Raw genomic sequence first — 16,952 nt, forward strand, 5'->3', positions numbered from 1 at the left:
GGGGGTCCGGATGACCGTAAACTGAGCGCGTGGTAGCACCCAAGTTCGAGATCCAGATGCTCAACGACCGGGTGATGATCCGGCTTGAGCAAGAGACCGAGGAGCGGCGCAGCGGCTCCGGGATCGTCATCCCCGCGACGGTCAAGATGGCCAACCGGCTGGCCTGGGGCGAGGTCTGCGGGGTCGGCTCGAACGTGCGCGCGGTCAAGGTGGGCGACAAGGTGCTGCTCAATCCGGAGGACCAGTTCGAGGTGGAGCTGCACGCGCAGGTCTACCTCGTCATGCGCGAGCGTGACCTGCACGCCGTCGCCACGCAGGAGACCGACCACGGCACCGGCCTCTACCTGTAGTCGCCGTCAGCGTGGGGTCCGGGTGAAGGCCACCCAGAGCCTCGCATTCCACGTCCGGGACGGGATCTCGGCCAGCACGCGGGTCACCTTGCCCGTCAGATCGACCACCGACAGGCGGTGGGTGCTCTGGTCGGTCATGACCGCGATGACATGGCTCTCGTCCCACCAGCCGAACAGCGTCATCTGGCCGATGGGCAACCGCCTCGTGACGCCGGTGGCCGGGTTCAGCAGGCAGAGCTGCTCCGTGAAGCGTGCCGGGCACCACATGGTCAGGCGGCTGCCCGACGGCGAATAGGCGTCCTCCGGGCCGGTCGGCACCCCGACGCCCACGAACGTACGCAGGGTCGCGCCGTCACCGGCCCGGTAGGTCCGCAGGCCGCCGCCGTACCTGGCGACGAGGTTGCCGCCGGGGTTCCACGAGAAGGCGGCGGCCCCGTCGATCCCGGCGGGACGGACCGTGCGCGCGGTGCCCGTCACCACGTCGACGACGGTGAAGCCGACGGTGCGCCACTTCCCGCCGACCTTCTGCTCGACGGTGAGCGCCACCCGCTTGCTGTCACGCGACCAGGAGATGTACGAAGCGGCCAGCGGCTTCTTGACCGTGCGCACCCGTCGGCCCTTGCCGCTCGCGCGGTCGGTGAGGATCAGGGAGTCGTAGCCCGCCCGGTAGGACTTCGGGACGCCGGCCACCGTGGCGGCGTCGGGCGAGACCGCCGCTTCCGACAGGGTCGGCTGCTCGGCGAACGTGTTGCCGGTCTTGGCCCTGAGGTAGGTGCTCTTGGTGCCCAGGCCGTAGCTGCTGAGCCGTACGGGATCACCCACCTTTTCCTGATATTTCACACTGACGCCTGGAAGGGGCAGTGTGTCCGCTTGGGCGGTCGAGGGCGCGGCCTGGGCGGTCAGGAGCTCGGCGGCACCGGCAGCGTCGGCGGTACCGGCAGCGTCGGCGGGCGAGGCCGGAGCGAGCAGGGCGAGCGACAGGGCGACGGCGATGTGGGCGATCACGCCCCGCAGAATAGGCACCGGCTGGCCTGATTTCCGGCAGCGATAACGACCCGGTCTAGATAACGCGCTGGGCCAGCTCGATCAGATCGATGCCGAGCGTCCTGAGTCCGACGTAGACGATCACGGCCGCGACGACCACGGTGACGATGAGCACGATGACGCGGACCGTCCAGCCCTGCCGTTTGTACCATTCGGTCCAGTCGTGCAGCACCCGCTTGCCGAACTCCAGCGCCCGGCGCGCCCAGTGGAACTCGGTGGCCAGCACGGCCAGCCCCGCGAACACGACCAGCCAGCCCGGCCCGGGGAACGGCACCATGATCAGGCCGCCCACCACCATGATCGCGCCGATGGCGCCGATGACGATCTTCAGTGTGAGCGCGCCCGCGCGGGTGGACCGGATGCCGTCCAGCCAGCCGTGAATGCCCGATCGGCGCTCAGGCATGCTGGAACCATCGGCCGCCTCGGCCTTGATCGCGTCGGCGTCTCCGGTCTCGGAGTCCTGGATCGGCAACGTACTCCCCCGCACGGTCGATGTGCCCCCCAGGATACGGCCCAGCGGCCCTCAAATAGGCTGCCTAACCAACCCGACAACCCGCCAAATCGACAAACCGCTCAAAACGTAAAATTTCATGCTTTTATAGGCGACTTCGGGCAAAAATCGGTTACCGTCTCGTATGCCCGAGGCCATGCTTCGTACCGTCACCGGTCCCGTACCCGCGACCGCCATCGACGGCGCCGTCCTTCCCCGCGAGCACCTGCGCACCGACATGCGCTGGGCGACCGGCATCGACTCCGACCCCTATCGGTGGCTCGACGAGGACCAGACCGTCACCACCGAACTCCGCGAGGTGCGCCAGTCCGACCACCTCGGCTTGATCATCGATCTTACCTGCCTGGGCATGGGCCGCGACGCCGCCGCCCTGGCCAGGATCGCGATGGGCAGCCGGGTTCCGGTGATCGCCTCGACCGGCCTGTTCGCCGGACCGTTCAGCGGTCCCCGCGACACGGACGTCGAGACGCTCACAAGGCGGCTGATGAGCGAGATCTCCGACGGCCTCGACGACATCGGCGTGTTCCCCGGCGTGATCGGCCAGGCCGGCTGCTGCGGCACCGAGCCCACCCCGGCCGAGGAGCGCGGCCTGATCGCCGCCGCCCGCGCCGCACTGGCCTCCCGCCTGCCCGTGGCCACGTACGGGCACAACGGGCTGGCCATGCTGGAGATCCTCCTCGCCCAGGGCCTGGCGGGCGACAGGGTGAGCGTGGGCTACGCGGGCAGCGACCCTGCCGTCGCCCGCAAGATCGCCGAGGCCGGCGCGTACGTCAGCCTGGGCTCACTCAGCCTCGGCACGGACCAGTCGGCCAGGATCGCGCTCGCCCTGATCGAGGACGGCCACGCCGACCGCCTCCTGCTCAGCACCGGTGTGAGCCGGATCGCCCAGGTCAACCGGTACGGCGGGCCCGGCTACGCGCACCTCTTCCACACGCTGCTGCCGCGCCTGCGCGAGTCGGGGGTGACCGAGGACACGATCCGCCTTGTCACCCGGGACAACCCACTGCGCTGGCTCACCAGCGGATCCGCCTGACCCGAACGGCGCTCCAGGCGGAGCCGCCTGACCTGGGCAGCGCTCCAAGCGGCCGTCTGCGCTTCAGGCTGCCGGCTGTGCTCCAGGCGGAGCCGCTTGACCCGAACAGCGCCCCAGGTGGCCGGGATTGCCGACTGCGCTCCAGGTTGCTGGCCGCACCCCTGGTTGGCGGCGCTCCGGGTTGGCGGCGCTTCAGGCGGGCAGCTGACCGCCCACCGCAAGATCGTCTCGCGGAGGTCCAGGCGGTCGGCCGCCAACCGGAGGGCCGGAAACTGGCTAGGATTATGGGCTGAGCGAGCCTGGCCAGGTGGGGGGACGGTGACCGAGCACACGCACAGCGGTGACGGCCCGCGCGGGCCGTTCAAGGCGCTGTCCCGCATGGCCCGGCTGGGTGACGTCCCGGTCGTGATCATGCTGGCCTGGGCCGGCTGGCTGGCCGTCCCGTGGTCCTTCAGCGGCCTGGCCCAGGCACGCGCCGCCGCTGCCGCGGCCGCCGCTGAGGCCGAGCCGCCACCGGTCATCTCCACGGGCACGGCAGGAGCCGGCAGCACCACCGATGCCGTACGAGTCGGTGCGCTCGCGACCGCGACGCCCGCCAGGGCTTGGGGTATCCCGGCGGTCCACAGCCTCGCCCCGGCACACCGCACGGTCCGCGCCCTCCGTGACGACGTCCCCTGTGACGGGGCAGTGGGTGACGCCGCGTCGGATGGCGGGCCCCGGGAGGATGTGCTCGCCGCCGAGCGGGCGCGGATCGCCGGGGAGGTGCACGACGCCGCCGGGCACGGGTTGGCGGCCATCGCCCTCCAGGCCGGGCTCGCGCTCGTCACGCTCGACGACGACCCCGAGCAGGCGCGCGCCTCGCTGCTGGCGATCAGGGAGACCAGCACGACGGCCCTCACCCAGCTACGCGCCGCACTCGACCGGCTCGACCCGCGCGACAGCACCCATGACCCGCACGCCGGCGCCAATGACGCGCGGGACGGCGCCCATGACCTGCCGAGCCTCATCGACGGGGTCCGGGCCGCGGGGCTCGCGGTGGACGTGGAGCCCGCCGACCCCGTCGTGCCCGCCCACCTCGGCGCGACCGTCTACGGGGTGGTGCGCGAGTCGCTCACCAACGTCCTGCGCCACGCCGGCCCGACACAGGCGCTCGTCCGGCTGTCCAGCGACCCGGCCGGGCCGCTCGTCCTGGAGATCGCCGACCGAGGCGCCCTCCGAAGCCCTGGTCTAGGCGCCGACCGGCTTGGAGCGACCGAGGAGCGGAGCCGAGGTGTCGACCAGCTGGAAGCGGCCGAGGAGCGCGACCATGGCGCCGACCGGCCGGGGATAACCGAAGAGCGCGGCCGTGACGCCGACCGGCCGACAACGGCCGAAGAGCGTGTCCAAGCAGGGGCGACCGGAGAGCGCGGGCGAGCAGGCACGATCGAGGAGCGCGGCCGGGCAGGCATGACCGAGGGCCGGGGGCTGGCCGGGATGCGGGCCAGGGTGCTCGCCGCGGGCGGACACTTCACGGCGGGCCCACGGGACGGCGGCGGGTTCCAGGTCCTCGCCACATTCCCGCGGCAACCCGCACTCCGGACCGGCCTGGCTCAGCACAACCAGCAGCCCGCACCCCAGAACGACCCGGCCCAGCACAACCAGCAACCCGCACCCCAGAACGACCCAGCCCACCGCATCTGGCAGCCCGCGCTCCAGAACATCTCAGCCCACCACAACACCGCCGACTCCCCGGCAGACCTCACGTGACCCCCGCCTCAGCCGAGGAACCCGAGGAAGCCAAGGGAACCGAGCCGGGGCCGGTGATCCGGGTGGCCGTAGCCGACGATCAGGCCGTCGTACGGATGGGGCTCAGGGCGTTGCTGGATCGGGAGCCGGGCCTGGAGTGGGTGGGCGAGGCGGCCGACGGCGCGGCGGCGCTCCAGCTCATCCGCCGCACCCGTCCCGACGTACTCCTGCTCGACATCCGCATGCCCGGCATGGACGGCCTGGCGACCCTGCGGGCCATCGCCGGTGACCGCGAGCTGAGCGGCACCAGGATCGTGGTGGTGACCACGTTCGCCGTGGACGAGTACATCTTCGCCGCGCTCCAGGCCGGAGCCAGCGGGTTCCTGCTCAAGGACAGCGCCCCCGACGAGCTGGTCGGCGCGGTCCGGGTGGTGGCCGCGGGCGAGGCGCTGCTGTCGCCCGCGATCACCAGGAAGGTCATCGGCCTGTTCGGCCGCCACGGCACCGAGCCGGTGGAGGGCCTCGACACCCTTACCCCGCGCGAACGCGAACTGGTCGCCTGGGTGGCGACCGGCCGGTCCAACGAGGAGATCGCCAAGAAGCTGGTGATCAGCCCCGACACCGTCCGCACGCACGTCAGCCGGGCCATGGTCAAGCTGCGCGCCCGCGACCGCGCCCAACTGGTCGTGTTCGCCATGCGCGCCGGCCTGGCCGTCCCAACGTAACCAGCCGACCTGGCCGTCCCAACGGAGCCAGACGACCTGGCCGTCCCAACGGAGCCAGACGACCTGGCCGTACACCAACGTGGCTATTTCCTGAGGAAGCCCTCGTAGTTGCGCTGCTGGAGCTGCGCCTCGATCTGTTTCACCGTGTCCAGCCCCACCCCCACCATGATCAGAATGCTGGTCCCCCCGAACGGGAAGTTCTGCTGGGTGCTCGGATCCCGCAGGATCGCGAACGCGAGCAGCGGCAGCAGCGCCAGCACCCCCAGGTAGACGGCCCCGGGCGCGGTCAGCCGCGACAGCACGTACGCCAGATACCGCGCGGTCGGCGTGCCAGGGCGGATGCCCGGCACGAACCCGCTGTACCGCCGCATGTTGTCGGCCACCTCGACGGGATTGAAGGTGATCGACACGTAGAAGTACGCGAATCCCACGATCAGCAGGAAGTATCCGATCATGTAGAGCGGGTGCGTGCCGGCGGTGATGTTCCGCGACACCCAGCCGCCTACCTCATCACCGAGCAGTGGGGCAGCGAGCGTCGGCAGGTACAACAGCGACGTGGCGAAGATGACCGGCACAATGCCCGCCTGATTGACCTTCAGGGGGATGTAGGTGCTGCTCCCGCCGTACATCCGCCGCCCCACCGCCCGCTTGGCGTACTGCACGGGGATGCGCCGCTGCGCCTGCTCGATGAACACCACGGCCGCCACCAGGAACATCCCGGTCACCAGCAGCATGGCGAAGGCGAACGGGCTGAGCACGAAGATGGTCGACATGTACGACGGGAAGAAGGCAACGGTCTGGGTGAACATCAGGATCGACATCCCGTTCCCGATCCCCCGGTCGGTCACCAGCTCGCCCAGCCACATCACCATGCTGGTCCCCGCCACCAGGGTGACCACCACCACCGCGACGCCCAGCAGGCTCTCGTCGCGCAGCAGTGGCCGCGCGCACCCGGGCAGCAGCTGCCCGCCGCGCGCCAGCGCTACCACCGTGGTGGCGTTGAGCACGGCCAGCCCGATGGTCAGGTAACGCGTGTACTGGGTGATCTTCGCCTGCCCCGACTGCCCTTCCTTCCTGAGCGTCTCGAGTCGCGGCACGACGACGGTCAGCAGCTGCATGATGATGCTCGCGGTGACGTACGGCATGACGCCCAGCGCGAAGACCGACAGCTTCAGCATCGCGCCCCCGCTGAGCATCTGGACCATGTCGAACAGCCCGCCACGCGCCGTACCCAGGCACTGCTGGACCGCCACGACGTCCACCCCCGGCGCCGGCAGGATCTGCCCCAGCCGGAACAGCCCGATGACGGCCAGCGTGAACAGTAATTTCTTACGGAGATCCGGCACCCGGAACGCCCTGAACAGCACGGTCAGCATGAGCCGAGTCTGTCGACGCGCCCGCCGCCGGTCGTCCGCCGAGCCGCGTCACCCGCGTACGCAGATCCGCGTACGCGAAACTGACCACATGAGCACGCTTTGGGTGATCAGCGGCCCGCCGGGCGCGGGCAAGTCCACCGTCGCGGCGGCGCTGCTCGCCCGTCTCGACCCGCCGGCCGCCCTGCTCGACAAGGACACCCTGTACGGCGACATCGCCGCCGAGATCCTCCGGGGGTACGGCAGGCACCACGGCGAACGCGAGGGCCCGTGGTACGACGAGCACATCAAGGTGCACGAGTACGCGGGCATGACCAGGACGGCCAGGCAGATCCGCGAGCACGGCTGTCCGGTGCTGCTCGACGGCCCGTTCACCGCCCAGGTGCACTCGGCGGAGCTGTGGGAGCGCTGGGTCGGCGAGCTGGGTGGTGACCCGGTCAGGCTCGTCTGGGTCCGCTCGGACGGGCCGACCCTGCGCGAGCGCCTGGTGGCCAGGGGACTGGAGAGGGACGCGGGCAAGCTGGCGGCGTTCGAGGCGTACCTGGCGGCGATCCGGGTGGCCGAGCCGCCGGCCGTACCGCATCTGGAGATCGACAACCGTCCTGGCGCGCCGCCGGTCGGCGAGCAGCTGACGAGGGCGGGCATCCCACCGCGCCCTTACAAATCAGGTTGACGAGGGCGGGCATCCCACCGCGCCCGGACACGTCAGGTTAGGGAACCCGATACTCGTCGTCGCGCGCGTCGATGATCGCCATGTGGCCCGGCAGGTGGCCGATCGCGAAGTCCACGCCACTGGCCATGATCACCGCCTGCGGCGTCACGCCGCAGGCCCAGAACAGCGGCACCTCGCCGGGCCGTACCTCCACCGGATCGCCGAAGTCGGGCCGGCCGAGGTCGGCGATCCCGATCGCGGCCGGGTCGCCCACGTGCACGGGCGCCCCGTGCACCTGCGGGTAGTGGCCGCTGACCGCGATCGCGACGTCCACCAGCGCCGCCGGGACCGGCCGCATCGACACCACGAGCGGGCCCGACAGCGGGCCGGACGGGTGGCAGGGCACGCTCGTCCGGTACATCGGCACGTTCGTCCCCAGCTCCAGGTGCCTGATCGGCACCCCGGCCCGCAGCAGCGCCTGCTCGAAGGTGAAGCTGCAGCCGATGAGGAAGGCCACGAGGTCGTCACGCCACTCGGCGACCACGTCGTCGAGGTCGGCGACCGGCCGCCCGTCGCGATAGACGCGGTATCCCGGCAGATCGGTACGCAGGTCGCCCGGGAACAGGGCGGTGGACCACGCCCCCGGCTCCCCCACGTCCAGCACCGGGCACGCCTGTGCGTTCAGTTGCGCGAACAGCAGCAGCTCGTAGCCCAGCTCCTTGGGCACAGCGATCAGATTGGCCTGTGTCCAGCCGGAGCACCAGCCCGCGGTCGGTACCCGCTCGCCCGCGCGGAAGCGCTCGCGCGCCTGCGCCGGGGTCAGGTCTGCGACATCCACACCTCGAGATTACGCCCGGTAACTGGGCCCGCAATCGCCGACATACTCTGACTTTTCGGGGTAGTAGGGAACGCCGTGCGCCTTGATGTGAACCTCCTCGACTACGCGCTCATCGCGATCTACTTCGCAACCGTGCTCGGCATCGGCTTCGCCGCCAAGCGGCGGATCAGCTCGAGCCTCGACTTCTTCCTGGCCGGCCGTGGATTACCCCCGTGGATCACCGGGCTGGCCTTCGTCTCGGCCAACCTCGGCGCGATCGAGATCCTCGGAATGGCGGCCAACGGCGCCCAGTACGGCGCCATGACCGTGCACTACTACTGGATCGGCGCGGTGCCCGCGATGGTGTTCCTCGGCATCGTGATGATGCCGTTCTACTACCGCTCGAAGGTACGCAGCGTCCCGGAGTTCCTGGGCCGCCGCTTCAACGGCGCCACCCAACTCCTGAACGCGCTCTCCTTCGCCGTGGCCCAGATCCTCATCGCCGGGGTCAACCTCTACGCGCTCGCGCTGGTCATGGAGGCCCTGCTGGGCTGGCCCCTGCCGGTGTCGGTGGTGGTGGCGGCCGTGATCGTGCTGTCGTACATCACGCTCGGCGGGCTGTCGTCGGCGATCTACAACGAGGTCCTGCAGTTCTTCGTGATCCTGGCCGGGCTGATCCCGCTGACCATCCTCGGGCTGGCCAAGGTGGGCGGCGTCTCCGGCCTGTTCGACAAGGTACGGCAGAGCGCGCTCGGCGAGGCCGGCCTGCACACGTGGGCCGACAGCGCGGGCAAGAACCCGATGGAGGCCCACTGGCTCGGCATCGTGTTCGGCCTGGGCTTCGTGCTGTCCTTCGGCTACTGGACCACGAACTTCGCCGAGGTGCAGCGGGCATTATCCGCCCGCAACACCAACGCCGCCCGGCTCACCCCGATCATCGCGGCCTACCCGAAGCTGTTCATCCCGCTGGTGACCGTACTGCCGGGGTTGATCGCCCTCGTCCTGTTCAAGGACCTGGGCAAGGGCCAGGACTACAACAACGCGATCCCGCTGCTCATGCAGGACCTGCTGCCCAACGGCGTGCTCGGTGTGGCGGTGACCGGGCTGCTGGCCTCGTTCATGGCCGGGATGGCGGCCAACATCAGCGGGTTCAACACCGTGTTCACCAACGACATCTGGCAGGCGCATCTGGCCAAGGACCGCGACGACGGCTACTACCTGCGGGTCGGCAGGATCGCCACCGTCGCGGGCGTCGCGCTGGGCGTCGGCACGGCGTTCATCGCGGCCGGCTACTCCAACATCATGAACTACCTGCAGGCGCTGTTCTCGTTCTTCAACGCGCCGCTGTTCGCGACCTTCATTCTCGGGCTGTTCTGGAAGCGGATGACGCCGTGGGCCGGCTTCTGGGGCCTGCTGGCCGGGACCGCGTCCGCGTTCGCCTCGTACATCGCGTACAAGGCCGGAATGCTGGACTTCGGCACCGAGCTGAACGCCAGTTTCTGGGGCGCGGGCGTGGCCTTCGTCGTCGACCTGCTCGTCTCGGTGGTGGTCACGCTGGTCACCACGCCCAAGCCCGTGGAGGAGCTGCGCGGGCTGGTGTACGGGCTCAGCGCCGTCGACCTGGCGGACGACGCGCTGGCCGGTGACAAGAAGTGGTACCGCTCGCCCGTGATCCTCGGGACGGGCGCGATCGTCCTGGCCGCCGCGATGTACGGGGTGATCCTGTGAGCGACATCAGAATGGTGATCGGCGGGCTGTTCCTGATCTACGGGGTGATCCTGATCATCGCCGGGGTGGTGGGGGCGGCGGTCAACCTGTGGACCGGGCTGGTCATGGCGGTCTTCGGGGGCGCCTTCGTGATCTGGGCCCGCGCCAAGCGCATCTGAACGCCGGAGGGCGGCCGGGCCATCGGCCCGCCGCCCCCTGTCGAGGTTTTCAGTAATCGAGCCCGAACGTATGAGCGCCCAGGCCGAACCCGTTCCCCCGCGGCACTACGTACCCCTGCTCGATCAGCGTCGCCACGCTCCGCCGTACCTCTCCCTCCTCCAGACCGGTCGCGCGGATCAGCGCGCCGAGCTCCGCGCCGCCGGACTCGACCGCCTGCGAGGCGACCGCCTCGTAGACATGGATGTCGATGTCCGACAGTGCCTGCACATCGTGATCTCGGGCCATCAGCGTCGCCTCGCTCCCTCTCTGAGCCGCCCGGGGTCGATGTCGCGCTCCGGGTAGCGGCGCAGGTATTCGCTCTCCAGTTGGTTGGTCCGCGTGGTGTGGCGCGCGAGCGCGTCGTCCGAGCCGTGCAGGAAGGTGTCGGTCCGCGTGGTGTGCAGTTGCCGCAGCTCACGCAGCAGGTCGTCGTCCTGGAGTTGCGCTGGATCGATTCCCATCATCGTCATGGAGTAGCCCCTACCCCAGAAGGCGCCCGACAATATGTGTCACATTTCCTGACATAAGGGCATTGTCGGGAGGAGATCACCGCTTTACCTTCCCGTTATGGACCTCGAGCTCAGGCACCTCAGGATCGTTCGCGCGGTCGCGGACGCGGGAAGTGTGAGCAAGGCCGCGTCCCTGCTCGGGCTGGCGCAACCGGCCCTCACCGCACAGCTCAAACGTATCGAGCGGGTACTCGGCGGCACCCTGTTCGAGCGCGACAGGCACGGCGCCCGGCCCACCCGGCTGGGCGAGCTGGTGCTCGCCCGCGCCCGCGTGCTCCTCCCGGCGGCCAAGGAACTGCAGGACGAGGCCGTACGGTTCGCCCAGGCCCCCTCCCCCGGCTTCCGCATCGGCGCCACCAACGGGCCGATACTCGGCGGCCTCGTCGACCGGCTCGCCGCGGAACGGACGGTGAGCACGTACACCTCATGGTCGGCCGACGAACTCACCGCCATGACCGAGCTCGGCCGGCTCGACTACGCGCTGACCGGCGCCTGCGGCGACGGCGGCACCCCCACGGGCTCGCTGCGATGGGAGACGATCAGCTATGACCCGGTCTTCACACTGCTCGCCGAGACCCACCCGCTGGCCGGCGAGAAGGAGCTGGACCTGTCCGAACTCGCCCTCGAAAGCTGGGCCGTCACGCCCGGCGACGGCTGCTTCGCCGACTGCTTCGCCACCGCCTGCGCCCGCGCCGGCTTCACCCCGGGAACGATCTATGAAACCGACGTGGCCACCTGCACCCATCTCGCCCGGGTCGGCCGGGCCGTGGCACTCTGCCAGGCCACCCACCAGCCCGCTCCCGGCCTTGCCGTGGTCCCGCTCGCGGGCGCGCCATTGCGCTGGCGGCAACTCCTCGGCCACCATCCCGCCGCCCCGGATGCCGCCTGGGTGGCAGAACAGGCCAAACAGACCCACGCGGAGGTGGTACGCCGAAGCACGGTTTATCAGGACTGGCTGGTACGGAACACCGGCTTCGGCACCGCTCCCTAACCTGTCCTGATGTCCAATCTCCGCGCTGGGCCGCGATCTCGTAAGTGAGGGCCGGGGGAGCCACGCCTCCCCGGGCCCGCCAGGGAGCTTCTTGGGGCTCTTGGCGCTCAGGCCAGGGTGTACTCCCACCCCGGCTTCCAGTCGAACGGAGCATCCACAAGCTCCTCCAACGCCACGCCCTCAAGCAGATTCCGCAACGCCCACCGATTGGCCGAGTGCGAGATGACCAGCACCGTACGCCCCTGCCACTTGTCCATCACCTCCTCCAGGAACGCCGCGGTCTCCGCCACCACCTGCCGATAGCTCTGCCCCCCGGGCCACGGCATCTCAATGAACCGCCGCCGCAACCTCGCCACCTCACTGACGGGCCGCCCGTTGTAGATCCCGTAGTCGCACTCCCGCAACCGGGAGTCGAGCCGAATCTCCCGCCCATCCCCGAACGCGACCTCCGCCGTCTGGACCGCCCGCCGCAGATCAGAGGCGTAGACCACATCCACGTCCCGCCGCCGCACCCCCAACTCCACGGCCAACTCCCGCCCGGCCTGGGACAACTCCCCCGGCAACCAGCCGGTGGCGACCCCCGTCTCGTTGTCCACCGTGAGGGAATGCGTCTCGTAGATCAGCTTGACCGCCATGGCCCGACGCTACCCATGGATCCCGGTGTCTGGCGTACGCGCTGAGTGAACGAGGACGATCTATGCTGGCATGAGGGCTCAGGTGTGGAAGACTGCATGTTTGCAAGGGGCGGTAGCTCAGCCGGTCAGAGCATCGGACTCATAATCCGTGGGTCGTGGGTTCAAGTCCCACCCGCCCTACCATCCTTGAGCAGCAAAAAAAGAGCCCCTGACCAGCGGTAACGCAGGTCAAGGGCTCTCTTGTTGTGTGCGGTAGTGTGCGGCTAGCGGCGGGCGACTGCGGGTGATCGTGCCAAATACGTGCGCAAGATTCCGTACCGGTTCCGGATCACTCCTCATCCTTGAGCGCATCGGAGATTCGACGCTTGGCTGCTTCGTCCTGGCCGACGATGCACTTGGCGTAGATCCTCAGGAGCTTGCGAGTTCCTCCGGTGTCCGTCCCGCGCGCACCAGCTCCACCATCTGCCGGCGAAACTCCGGCGGATAGTTGTTCGGCACAGTGAACTCCTTCTTCCGGGAACCAGGGTTCCTCAGAGATCAGGTGTCCACCAAACCGGGGCAAGACCAGTGAGGTTGCGGACCATGAAATGGGCTACGTGGGCCTGGTGTCCGAGATGCCAGCAGATGGGGCTGAACGTCTGGGAGGCTTCAGTGGCGGGAGATGGCTTGCTGCAGCAGGTCCTGGAGTGCGTCTTGCTGCTGCTGGGTCAGGCCGGTCATCAGAAGTTCCTCGCCCCTCAAGGATTCCAGCAGCTTTTCCCGACGCTCGGCGCCTTCGGGGGTGAGCATCAGCTGCTTGGCCCGGCGATCGGTGGGGTGGGGACGCCGTTCGAGCAGCTGCTGACTCTCGAGATTGTCGATCACGACGGTGGCGTTAGACGGTTCGCAGCCCATCCGCTCGGCCAGTTCCCGCATGGTCATCGGGCCCGTCAGCTCGCGTAGCGCGGAGGCCTGCGCGATCGTGAGACCCAGACTGCCCACCCGCTCGCGCTGCCGCGCGTTGTTCTGCAGGTCCAGCTCGTGCACCAGCTTGGCCAGTTCCCAGTCCGCGGCTACCTGCGAATCCGACATGGTCATGAGTCGAGTTTAGCAATCTCCTTCAACCCATGATAGGTATTGTCATAACCTTTCAAGTCATATCTAAATGGAAGTCGGACTCATGCCGGACACGCCGCCTTCGTGATCAGCGCGGGCGGGCACCGGGTGATCGCCTTCGGCGACGCCTTCCACTCCCCGATCCAGATCAGCCACCCGCTGTAGGAGGTCCCCGCCGACCACAACGTTGAACAGTCCACCGGTCGACTCCCTGAGCCGAAGCGGTGCGCCGGCCTAGTTGAAACGCTCGCCATCCATATTTTTTACCGTTAGTTCAAGAATTGGAGTGCCGTGAACCTCAATCTCACCGCCAAGACAGCCGTCGTCACTGGTGCCAGCCGGGGCATCGGACTCGCCACCGTCCGGACCCTGATCGACGAAGGCGTCTGTGTCGTGGGCGCCGCTCGCACCATCACACCTGAGCTGCAGCAAACCGGCGCGTATGCGGTGTCGGCCGACCTGAGCACCGCGGAAGGAGTCTCCGCCCTCATCGACACAGCTCTCGCCGAACTGGGTGGCATCGACCTGCTGGTGAACAACGTGGGAGGCGGGGACAAGGCGACCGTCGGCTTCCTCGATGTCGACGACTCCGAGTGGACCAGCATGTTCGACATCAACGTGCTCGCCACCGTCCGTGCCACGCGTGCGGCGCTGCCCAGCCTGATCGAGCGTCGGGGCGCGATCGTCAACGTCTCGTCCATCGTCCCCCTGATGCCTGGGGGGCTCCCGGTCGCCTTCGCCTCGGCCAAGGCGGCGCTCACCGCGCTCGGCAAGTCCCTGTCCGAGGAGTTCGGGCCCCGAGGCGTACGCGTGAACACCATTTCCCCCGGCCTGGTCCGCACCTCCGTCTACCAGGACCCCAACGGCCAGGTCAGCCAGTGGGCAGCCGCGGCCGGCATGAGCCTTGACGAATTCGTCCAGCAGATGGTGAAGGCCCAGAACGTCACCACCGGCCGTATGACCGAGCCCGAGGAAGTGGCGGCCCTGATCGCCTTCCTCCTGTCCGAGGCGGCCGGAAACATCACCGGCGTCAACTACGTCATCGACGGCGGCGCGATCAAGACGGTCTGAACCGGAAGCATGCCGACCGCTCGCAGACGGCGCCCGGCTTCTCCGCCGCCGTCGAGACTGACCTCGGCCGGCTCGCAGTCCTCGGCCGACACCCGGATGACGATCTCTCCTGAACCCGCGCGTCGTACGATCGCGAGCGCCCGCCCATCGAAGGTCTCGTGCCGGGCGGTGCCGTAGGTCTCGCGAGGAGCGGGGTTTCCGCTTCCCAGCGCCACGAGCTCCGCAGGTCCGGTGACCTCGACCTCCACATCGCGATCCGCGCCGGTGAATACGGTCCCGTCCGAGTCGACCACCGCGATTCGGGCGAACAGCTGCTGTGCCGTGACGTCGGCCTCCTCGACCGTGACCGCCAGGCGCGGCTGTCCGGTGGCCGTAGCGAGGCTGAATGACTCAGCCCGGACCCCGTCCCTGATGGCCGTCGCCGTCAGCGTGCCGGGTTCGAAGGAAACGTCGAACACCGCGGTGTAGCGGTTCGCGCTTCCCGCCGCCGCAGAGCCGATCACCTTTCCGTTCACGGCAAGCTCCACCCGGTCCGCATCGCTGTACACCTCGACGCCGAGCGTCCGGCCATCCTGGCCGGCCCAGGTCCAGCTACCGATGCTGTCGCTCCACGCCCACGGCCCGGCAGAGAGGGCCTTGCCGTCTCCGCCCGGACGCCGCACCGCGATGTAGGGCTCGCGACGCAGGCCGAAGACGATCTCGCGATAGTAGGAGGCCGGCCGGCGCTCGCCGATCAGGTCGAGGTCGCCGCACCAGCCCGCGATCCACGGGTAGGGCGCGTTGGACGGCTGCTCGCCCTCGGCCAGATACTGAGAGCGCCCGAGGCCCACCTCACCCAGGTAGTCGAAGCCCGTCCAGGTGAAGTCGCCGATCACGTGCGCGTTCTCGGTCACGAGGGCCCAGGTGCGGTCGATGGCCGTCGGGAAGGTCTCCGTCCCGACGATGACCCGGTTGGGGAACAGCTTCTTGTCCAGGACGTACCGCGAGTCGATGTAGTTCATCCCCGCGATGTCGAGCAGACCGAAAGACTCTGCGGTCTTCTCGGTGACCAGCGGGGAGGCACTGATCTCGTTCATGATGTCGAGCGGCCCGGCCATGAGGGTGTTGATGCCGGTGGCGTCATCGGCGTCGCCTCCGCGCTGCGCGGCGATTGCCTTCGCGTCGTCCATCACCGCGAGCAGCCCGTTGATGGCGTTCGTCACGAAACGCGTCGGGTCCAGCGCACGTACCTTCTCGGCGAGCGCGCGGCCGATCAGGCCGCCTGCGGGCGAGCCCGTCTCGGTCACCTCGTTACCGATCGAGTACATGAGCACGCTGGGGTGGTTGTAGTCCTTCGTGATCAGGGCCTCGACGTCCCGCTCCCACCACTCGGGGAAGACGAGGGAGTAGTCGTGGTCCATCTTGGGCGCGGTCCACATGTCGAAGGTCTCGTCGATGACGTACATCCCGAGACGGTCGCAGGCCTCCAGCAGCGCGACGCTCATGGGGTTGTGGGCGGAACGGATGGCGTTGAAGCCCGCCTGCTTGAGCAGCCGGACGCGTCGCTCCTCCGCCTCGGGGATCGTGGCGGCCCCGAGAATGCCGTTGTCGTGGTGGATGCAGGCGCCGCGCAGTTTGACGCTCTCGCCGTTCACGCGGAGCCCGTTGACCGGGTCGATCTGGAGCTTCCGGATGCCGAACGTCGCCGCCGTGTCATCCAGCGGCGTCGCGTCGCGGGCGATGCGAGCTTCGGCGGTGTAGAGCGCAGGGTTTTCGGCGCTCCAGAGCTCGGGCGCGCGCACGTAGAGTCGTTGCCTGCTCAGCGAGCTGCCGTGGGGAGGCACCGTGACGGGCACCACTCCCCCGGCGACCTCGGCTCCGCTCGGATCGGCGACGCTGACGGCGACGTCCACGGTGGTCCGCCGGTTGGTCGAGTTCGCGACGTGTACCGCGACTTCCACGATGGCGCCGGCCCCGTCGATGTCCGGTGCGCTCGCGCGCAGCCCGTGCGGGGGGATGTGGACCGGCGAGCCGGCGTGCAGCCAGACGTTCCGGTAGATGCCGGCTCCGGTGTACCAGCGCGAGTCCTGCCCGTTGCGGCATTCCACCCGGATGACATTCTCTTCACCGGGGCGCAGGAACTCGTCGGCGTCGATGGTGAAGAGGGAGTATCCATAAGGACGATGCCCGGCGAAGGTGCCGTTGATGAAGACCGCCGCGTCCCGGTAGACGCCCTCGAACTCGAGCACGATCCGGTGGCCTTCGAGGTCTTCCGGAACCGCGAACGTCTTGCGGTACTCGTAGGTGCCTCCGGGGAAGTAGGCCGCCGCCCTGTCCCCGTGCGGATCGCGCTCGCGTTCGATCATCGCGTCGTGCGGGACGAAGACCTCGACGTAGGGCGCCACCGCTCCGCTCAGTTCGTCGAAGGGGTTCACCTTCTGCCGGAACTGCCAGCCGTCATTGAAGGGAAGGCGCTGCACCGAATTTCCTCTGGTCGGAGGCCGTCCGCGCGCCGG

General features: G+C 69.0%; 19 protein-coding genes and 1 tRNA gene. 10 read left to right on the forward strand and 10 right to left on the reverse strand.

The window, feature by feature from the left end; genetic code table 11:
* Positions 1-56 precede the first annotated feature (56 nt).
* Complete coding sequence (locus ACQP2T_RS41435) at positions 57-350, forward strand: GroES family chaperonin (RefSeq protein WP_246652531.1); 294 nt, start codon at positions 57-59, stop codon at positions 348-350.
* Between the two features lie 6 nt (positions 351-356).
* On the opposite strand, the gene ACQP2T_RS41440 is transcribed toward ACQP2T_RS41435, so the two are convergent.
* A complete protein-coding gene (locus ACQP2T_RS41440; RefSeq protein WP_433510306.1) occupies positions 357-1,355 on the reverse strand; it encodes a hypothetical protein in 999 nt (332 codons plus the stop codon).
* 55 nt (positions 1,356-1,410) lie between these two features.
* On the reverse strand, positions 1,411-1,866 hold the full coding sequence (locus tag ACQP2T_RS41445; protein WP_433510307.1) for a TIGR02611 family protein: 456 nt from the start codon (positions 1,864-1,866) through the stop codon (positions 1,411-1,413).
* Positions 1,867-2,041: 175 nt separating this feature from the next.
* On the opposite strand from ACQP2T_RS41445, the gene ACQP2T_RS41450 reads away from it, so the two are divergent.
* The 3 genes from ACQP2T_RS41450 to ACQP2T_RS41460 all read left to right on the forward strand — a co-directional run bounded on the left by ACQP2T_RS41450 (position 2,042) and on the right by ACQP2T_RS41460 (position 5,388).
* Complete coding sequence (locus tag ACQP2T_RS41450) at positions 2,042-2,938, forward strand: aryldialkylphosphatase (RefSeq protein ID WP_433510308.1); 897 nt, start codon at positions 2,042-2,044, stop codon at positions 2,936-2,938.
* A gap of 318 nt (positions 2,939-3,256) precedes the next feature.
* Entirely contained in the window at positions 3,257-4,684 is a 1,428-nt protein-coding gene (locus ACQP2T_RS41455; RefSeq protein WP_433510309.1) for a sensor histidine kinase, read from the forward strand.
* A 53-nt stretch (positions 4,685-4,737) separates the two neighbouring features.
* Positions 4,738-5,388 (forward strand): response regulator, encoded by a 651-nt coding sequence (locus tag ACQP2T_RS41460; protein WP_433519903.1) that lies wholly within the window; start codon positions 4,738-4,740, stop codon positions 5,386-5,388.
* An 83-nt stretch (positions 5,389-5,471) separates the two neighbouring features.
* Here ACQP2T_RS41460 and secY read toward each other — a convergent pair whose 3' ends face one another.
* A complete protein-coding gene (gene secY / locus ACQP2T_RS41465) occupies positions 5,472-6,764 on the reverse strand; it encodes a preprotein translocase subunit SecY (protein ID WP_433510310.1) in 1,293 nt (430 codons plus the stop codon).
* An 88-nt stretch (positions 6,765-6,852) separates the two neighbouring features.
* Here secY and ACQP2T_RS41470 point away from each other — a divergent pair, with 88 nt between their 5' ends.
* Positions 6,853-7,434 (forward strand): AAA family ATPase, encoded by a 582-nt coding sequence (locus ACQP2T_RS41470; protein WP_433510311.1) that lies wholly within the window; start codon positions 6,853-6,855, stop codon positions 7,432-7,434.
* 37 nt (positions 7,435-7,471) lie between these two features.
* Here the strand turns inward: ACQP2T_RS41470 and ACQP2T_RS41475 are convergent, their stop codons facing one another.
* A complete protein-coding gene (locus ACQP2T_RS41475) occupies positions 7,472-8,251 on the reverse strand; it encodes a putative hydro-lyase (protein WP_433510312.1) in 780 nt (259 codons plus the stop codon).
* Between the two features lie 75 nt (positions 8,252-8,326).
* On the opposite strand from ACQP2T_RS41475, the gene ACQP2T_RS41480 reads away from it, so the two are divergent.
* Positions 8,327-9,958, forward strand: a complete 1,632-nt coding sequence (locus ACQP2T_RS41480) for a sodium:solute symporter family protein (protein WP_433510313.1) — start codon at positions 8,327-8,329, stop codon at positions 9,956-9,958.
* Entirely contained in the window at positions 9,955-10,116 is a 162-nt protein-coding gene (locus ACQP2T_RS41485) for a hypothetical protein (protein WP_433510314.1), read from the forward strand. Before ACQP2T_RS41480 ends, ACQP2T_RS41485 begins: the two co-directional genes overlap by 4 nt.
* 49 nt (positions 10,117-10,165) lie before the next feature.
* On the opposite strand, the gene ACQP2T_RS41490 is transcribed toward ACQP2T_RS41485, so the two are convergent.
* Positions 10,166-10,402 carry a helix-turn-helix domain-containing protein gene (locus ACQP2T_RS41490; RefSeq protein ID WP_433510315.1) on the reverse strand — a complete coding sequence of 79 codons (237 nt, stop codon included), beginning with the start codon at positions 10,400-10,402 and terminating at the stop codon, positions 10,166-10,168.
* The gene (locus ACQP2T_RS41495) at positions 10,402-10,626 is read right to left on the reverse strand and encodes a DUF6158 family protein (protein WP_357959988.1); all 225 of its coding nucleotides are present in this window, start codon (positions 10,624-10,626) and stop codon (positions 10,402-10,404) included. The genes ACQP2T_RS41490 and ACQP2T_RS41495 overlap by 1 nt, the downstream gene beginning before the upstream one ends.
* A 97-nt stretch (positions 10,627-10,723) precedes the next feature.
* On the opposite strand from ACQP2T_RS41495, the gene ACQP2T_RS41500 reads away from it, so the two are divergent.
* Complete coding sequence (locus ACQP2T_RS41500; protein ID WP_433510316.1) at positions 10,724-11,656, forward strand: LysR family transcriptional regulator; 933 nt, start codon at positions 10,724-10,726, stop codon at positions 11,654-11,656.
* Between the two features lie 107 nt (positions 11,657-11,763).
* On the opposite strand, the gene ACQP2T_RS41505 is transcribed toward ACQP2T_RS41500, so the two are convergent.
* On the reverse strand, positions 11,764-12,291 hold the full coding sequence (locus ACQP2T_RS41505) for a histidine phosphatase family protein (protein WP_433510317.1): 528 nt from the start codon (positions 12,289-12,291) through the stop codon (positions 11,764-11,766).
* Positions 12,292-12,397: 106 nt separating this feature from the next.
* Here ACQP2T_RS41505 and ACQP2T_RS41510 point away from each other — a divergent pair.
* Positions 12,398-12,474 (forward strand) — tRNA-Ile (locus tag ACQP2T_RS41510).
* 465 nt (positions 12,475-12,939) lie between these two features.
* Here the strand turns inward: ACQP2T_RS41510 and ACQP2T_RS41515 are convergent.
* A complete protein-coding gene (locus ACQP2T_RS41515) occupies positions 12,940-13,368 on the reverse strand; it encodes a MarR family winged helix-turn-helix transcriptional regulator (RefSeq protein WP_433510318.1) in 429 nt (142 codons plus the stop codon).
* An 80-nt stretch (positions 13,369-13,448) separates the two neighbouring features.
* A complete protein-coding gene (locus ACQP2T_RS41520; protein ID WP_433510319.1) occupies positions 13,449-13,586 on the reverse strand; it encodes a hypothetical protein in 138 nt (45 codons plus the stop codon).
* A 91-nt stretch (positions 13,587-13,677) separates the two neighbouring features.
* On the opposite strand from ACQP2T_RS41520, the gene ACQP2T_RS41525 reads away from it, so the two are divergent.
* Entirely contained in the window at positions 13,678-14,457 is a 780-nt protein-coding gene (locus tag ACQP2T_RS41525; protein ID WP_433510320.1) for an oxidoreductase, read from the forward strand.
* Here the strand turns inward: ACQP2T_RS41525 and ACQP2T_RS41530 are convergent.
* Positions 14,421-16,916 carry a glycoside hydrolase family 2 TIM barrel-domain containing protein gene (locus tag ACQP2T_RS41530; protein ID WP_433510321.1) on the reverse strand — a complete coding sequence of 832 codons (2,496 nt, stop codon included), beginning with the start codon at positions 16,914-16,916 and terminating at the stop codon, positions 14,421-14,423. The two genes, ACQP2T_RS41525 and ACQP2T_RS41530, sit on opposite strands and share 37 nt — an antisense overlap.
* Positions 16,917-16,952: the final 36 nt, after the last annotated feature.

Source organism: Nonomuraea sp. CA-143628, from assembly GCF_050942315.1.
Classification (GTDB): domain Bacteria; phylum Actinomycetota; class Actinomycetes; order Streptosporangiales; family Streptosporangiaceae; genus Nonomuraea.

What these genes read in the sequence shown, in the direction of transcription:
- ACQP2T_RS41435 (WP_246652531.1), top strand. Translation starts at nt 57, where the DNA reads ATGCTCAACGACCGGGTGATGATCCGGCTTGAGCAAGAGACCGAGGAG.
- ACQP2T_RS41450 (WP_433510308.1), top strand. Translation starts at nt 2,042, where the DNA reads ATGCTTCGTACCGTCACCGGTCCCGTACCCGCGACCGCCATCGACGGC.
- secY (WP_433510310.1), bottom strand. Translation starts at nt 6,764, where the DNA reads ATGCTGACCGTGCTGTTCAGGGCGTTCCGGGTGCCGGATCTCCGTAAG.
- ACQP2T_RS41470 (WP_433510311.1), top strand. Translation starts at nt 6,853, where the DNA reads ATGAGCACGCTTTGGGTGATCAGCGGCCCGCCGGGCGCGGGCAAGTCC.
- ACQP2T_RS41490 (WP_433510315.1), bottom strand. Translation starts at nt 10,402, where the DNA reads ATGGCCCGAGATCACGATGTGCAGGCACTGTCGGACATCGACATCCAT.
- ACQP2T_RS41495 (WP_357959988.1), bottom strand. Translation starts at nt 10,626, where the DNA reads ATGACGATGATGGGAATCGATCCAGCGCAACTCCAGGACGACGACCTG.
- ACQP2T_RS41500 (WP_433510316.1), top strand. Translation starts at nt 10,724, where the DNA reads ATGGACCTCGAGCTCAGGCACCTCAGGATCGTTCGCGCGGTCGCGGAC.
- ACQP2T_RS41505 (WP_433510317.1), bottom strand. Translation starts at nt 12,291, where the DNA reads ATGGCGGTCAAGCTGATCTACGAGACGCATTCCCTCACGGTGGACAAC.
- ACQP2T_RS41515 (WP_433510318.1), bottom strand. Translation starts at nt 13,368, where the DNA reads ATGACCATGTCGGATTCGCAGGTAGCCGCGGACTGGGAACTGGCCAAG.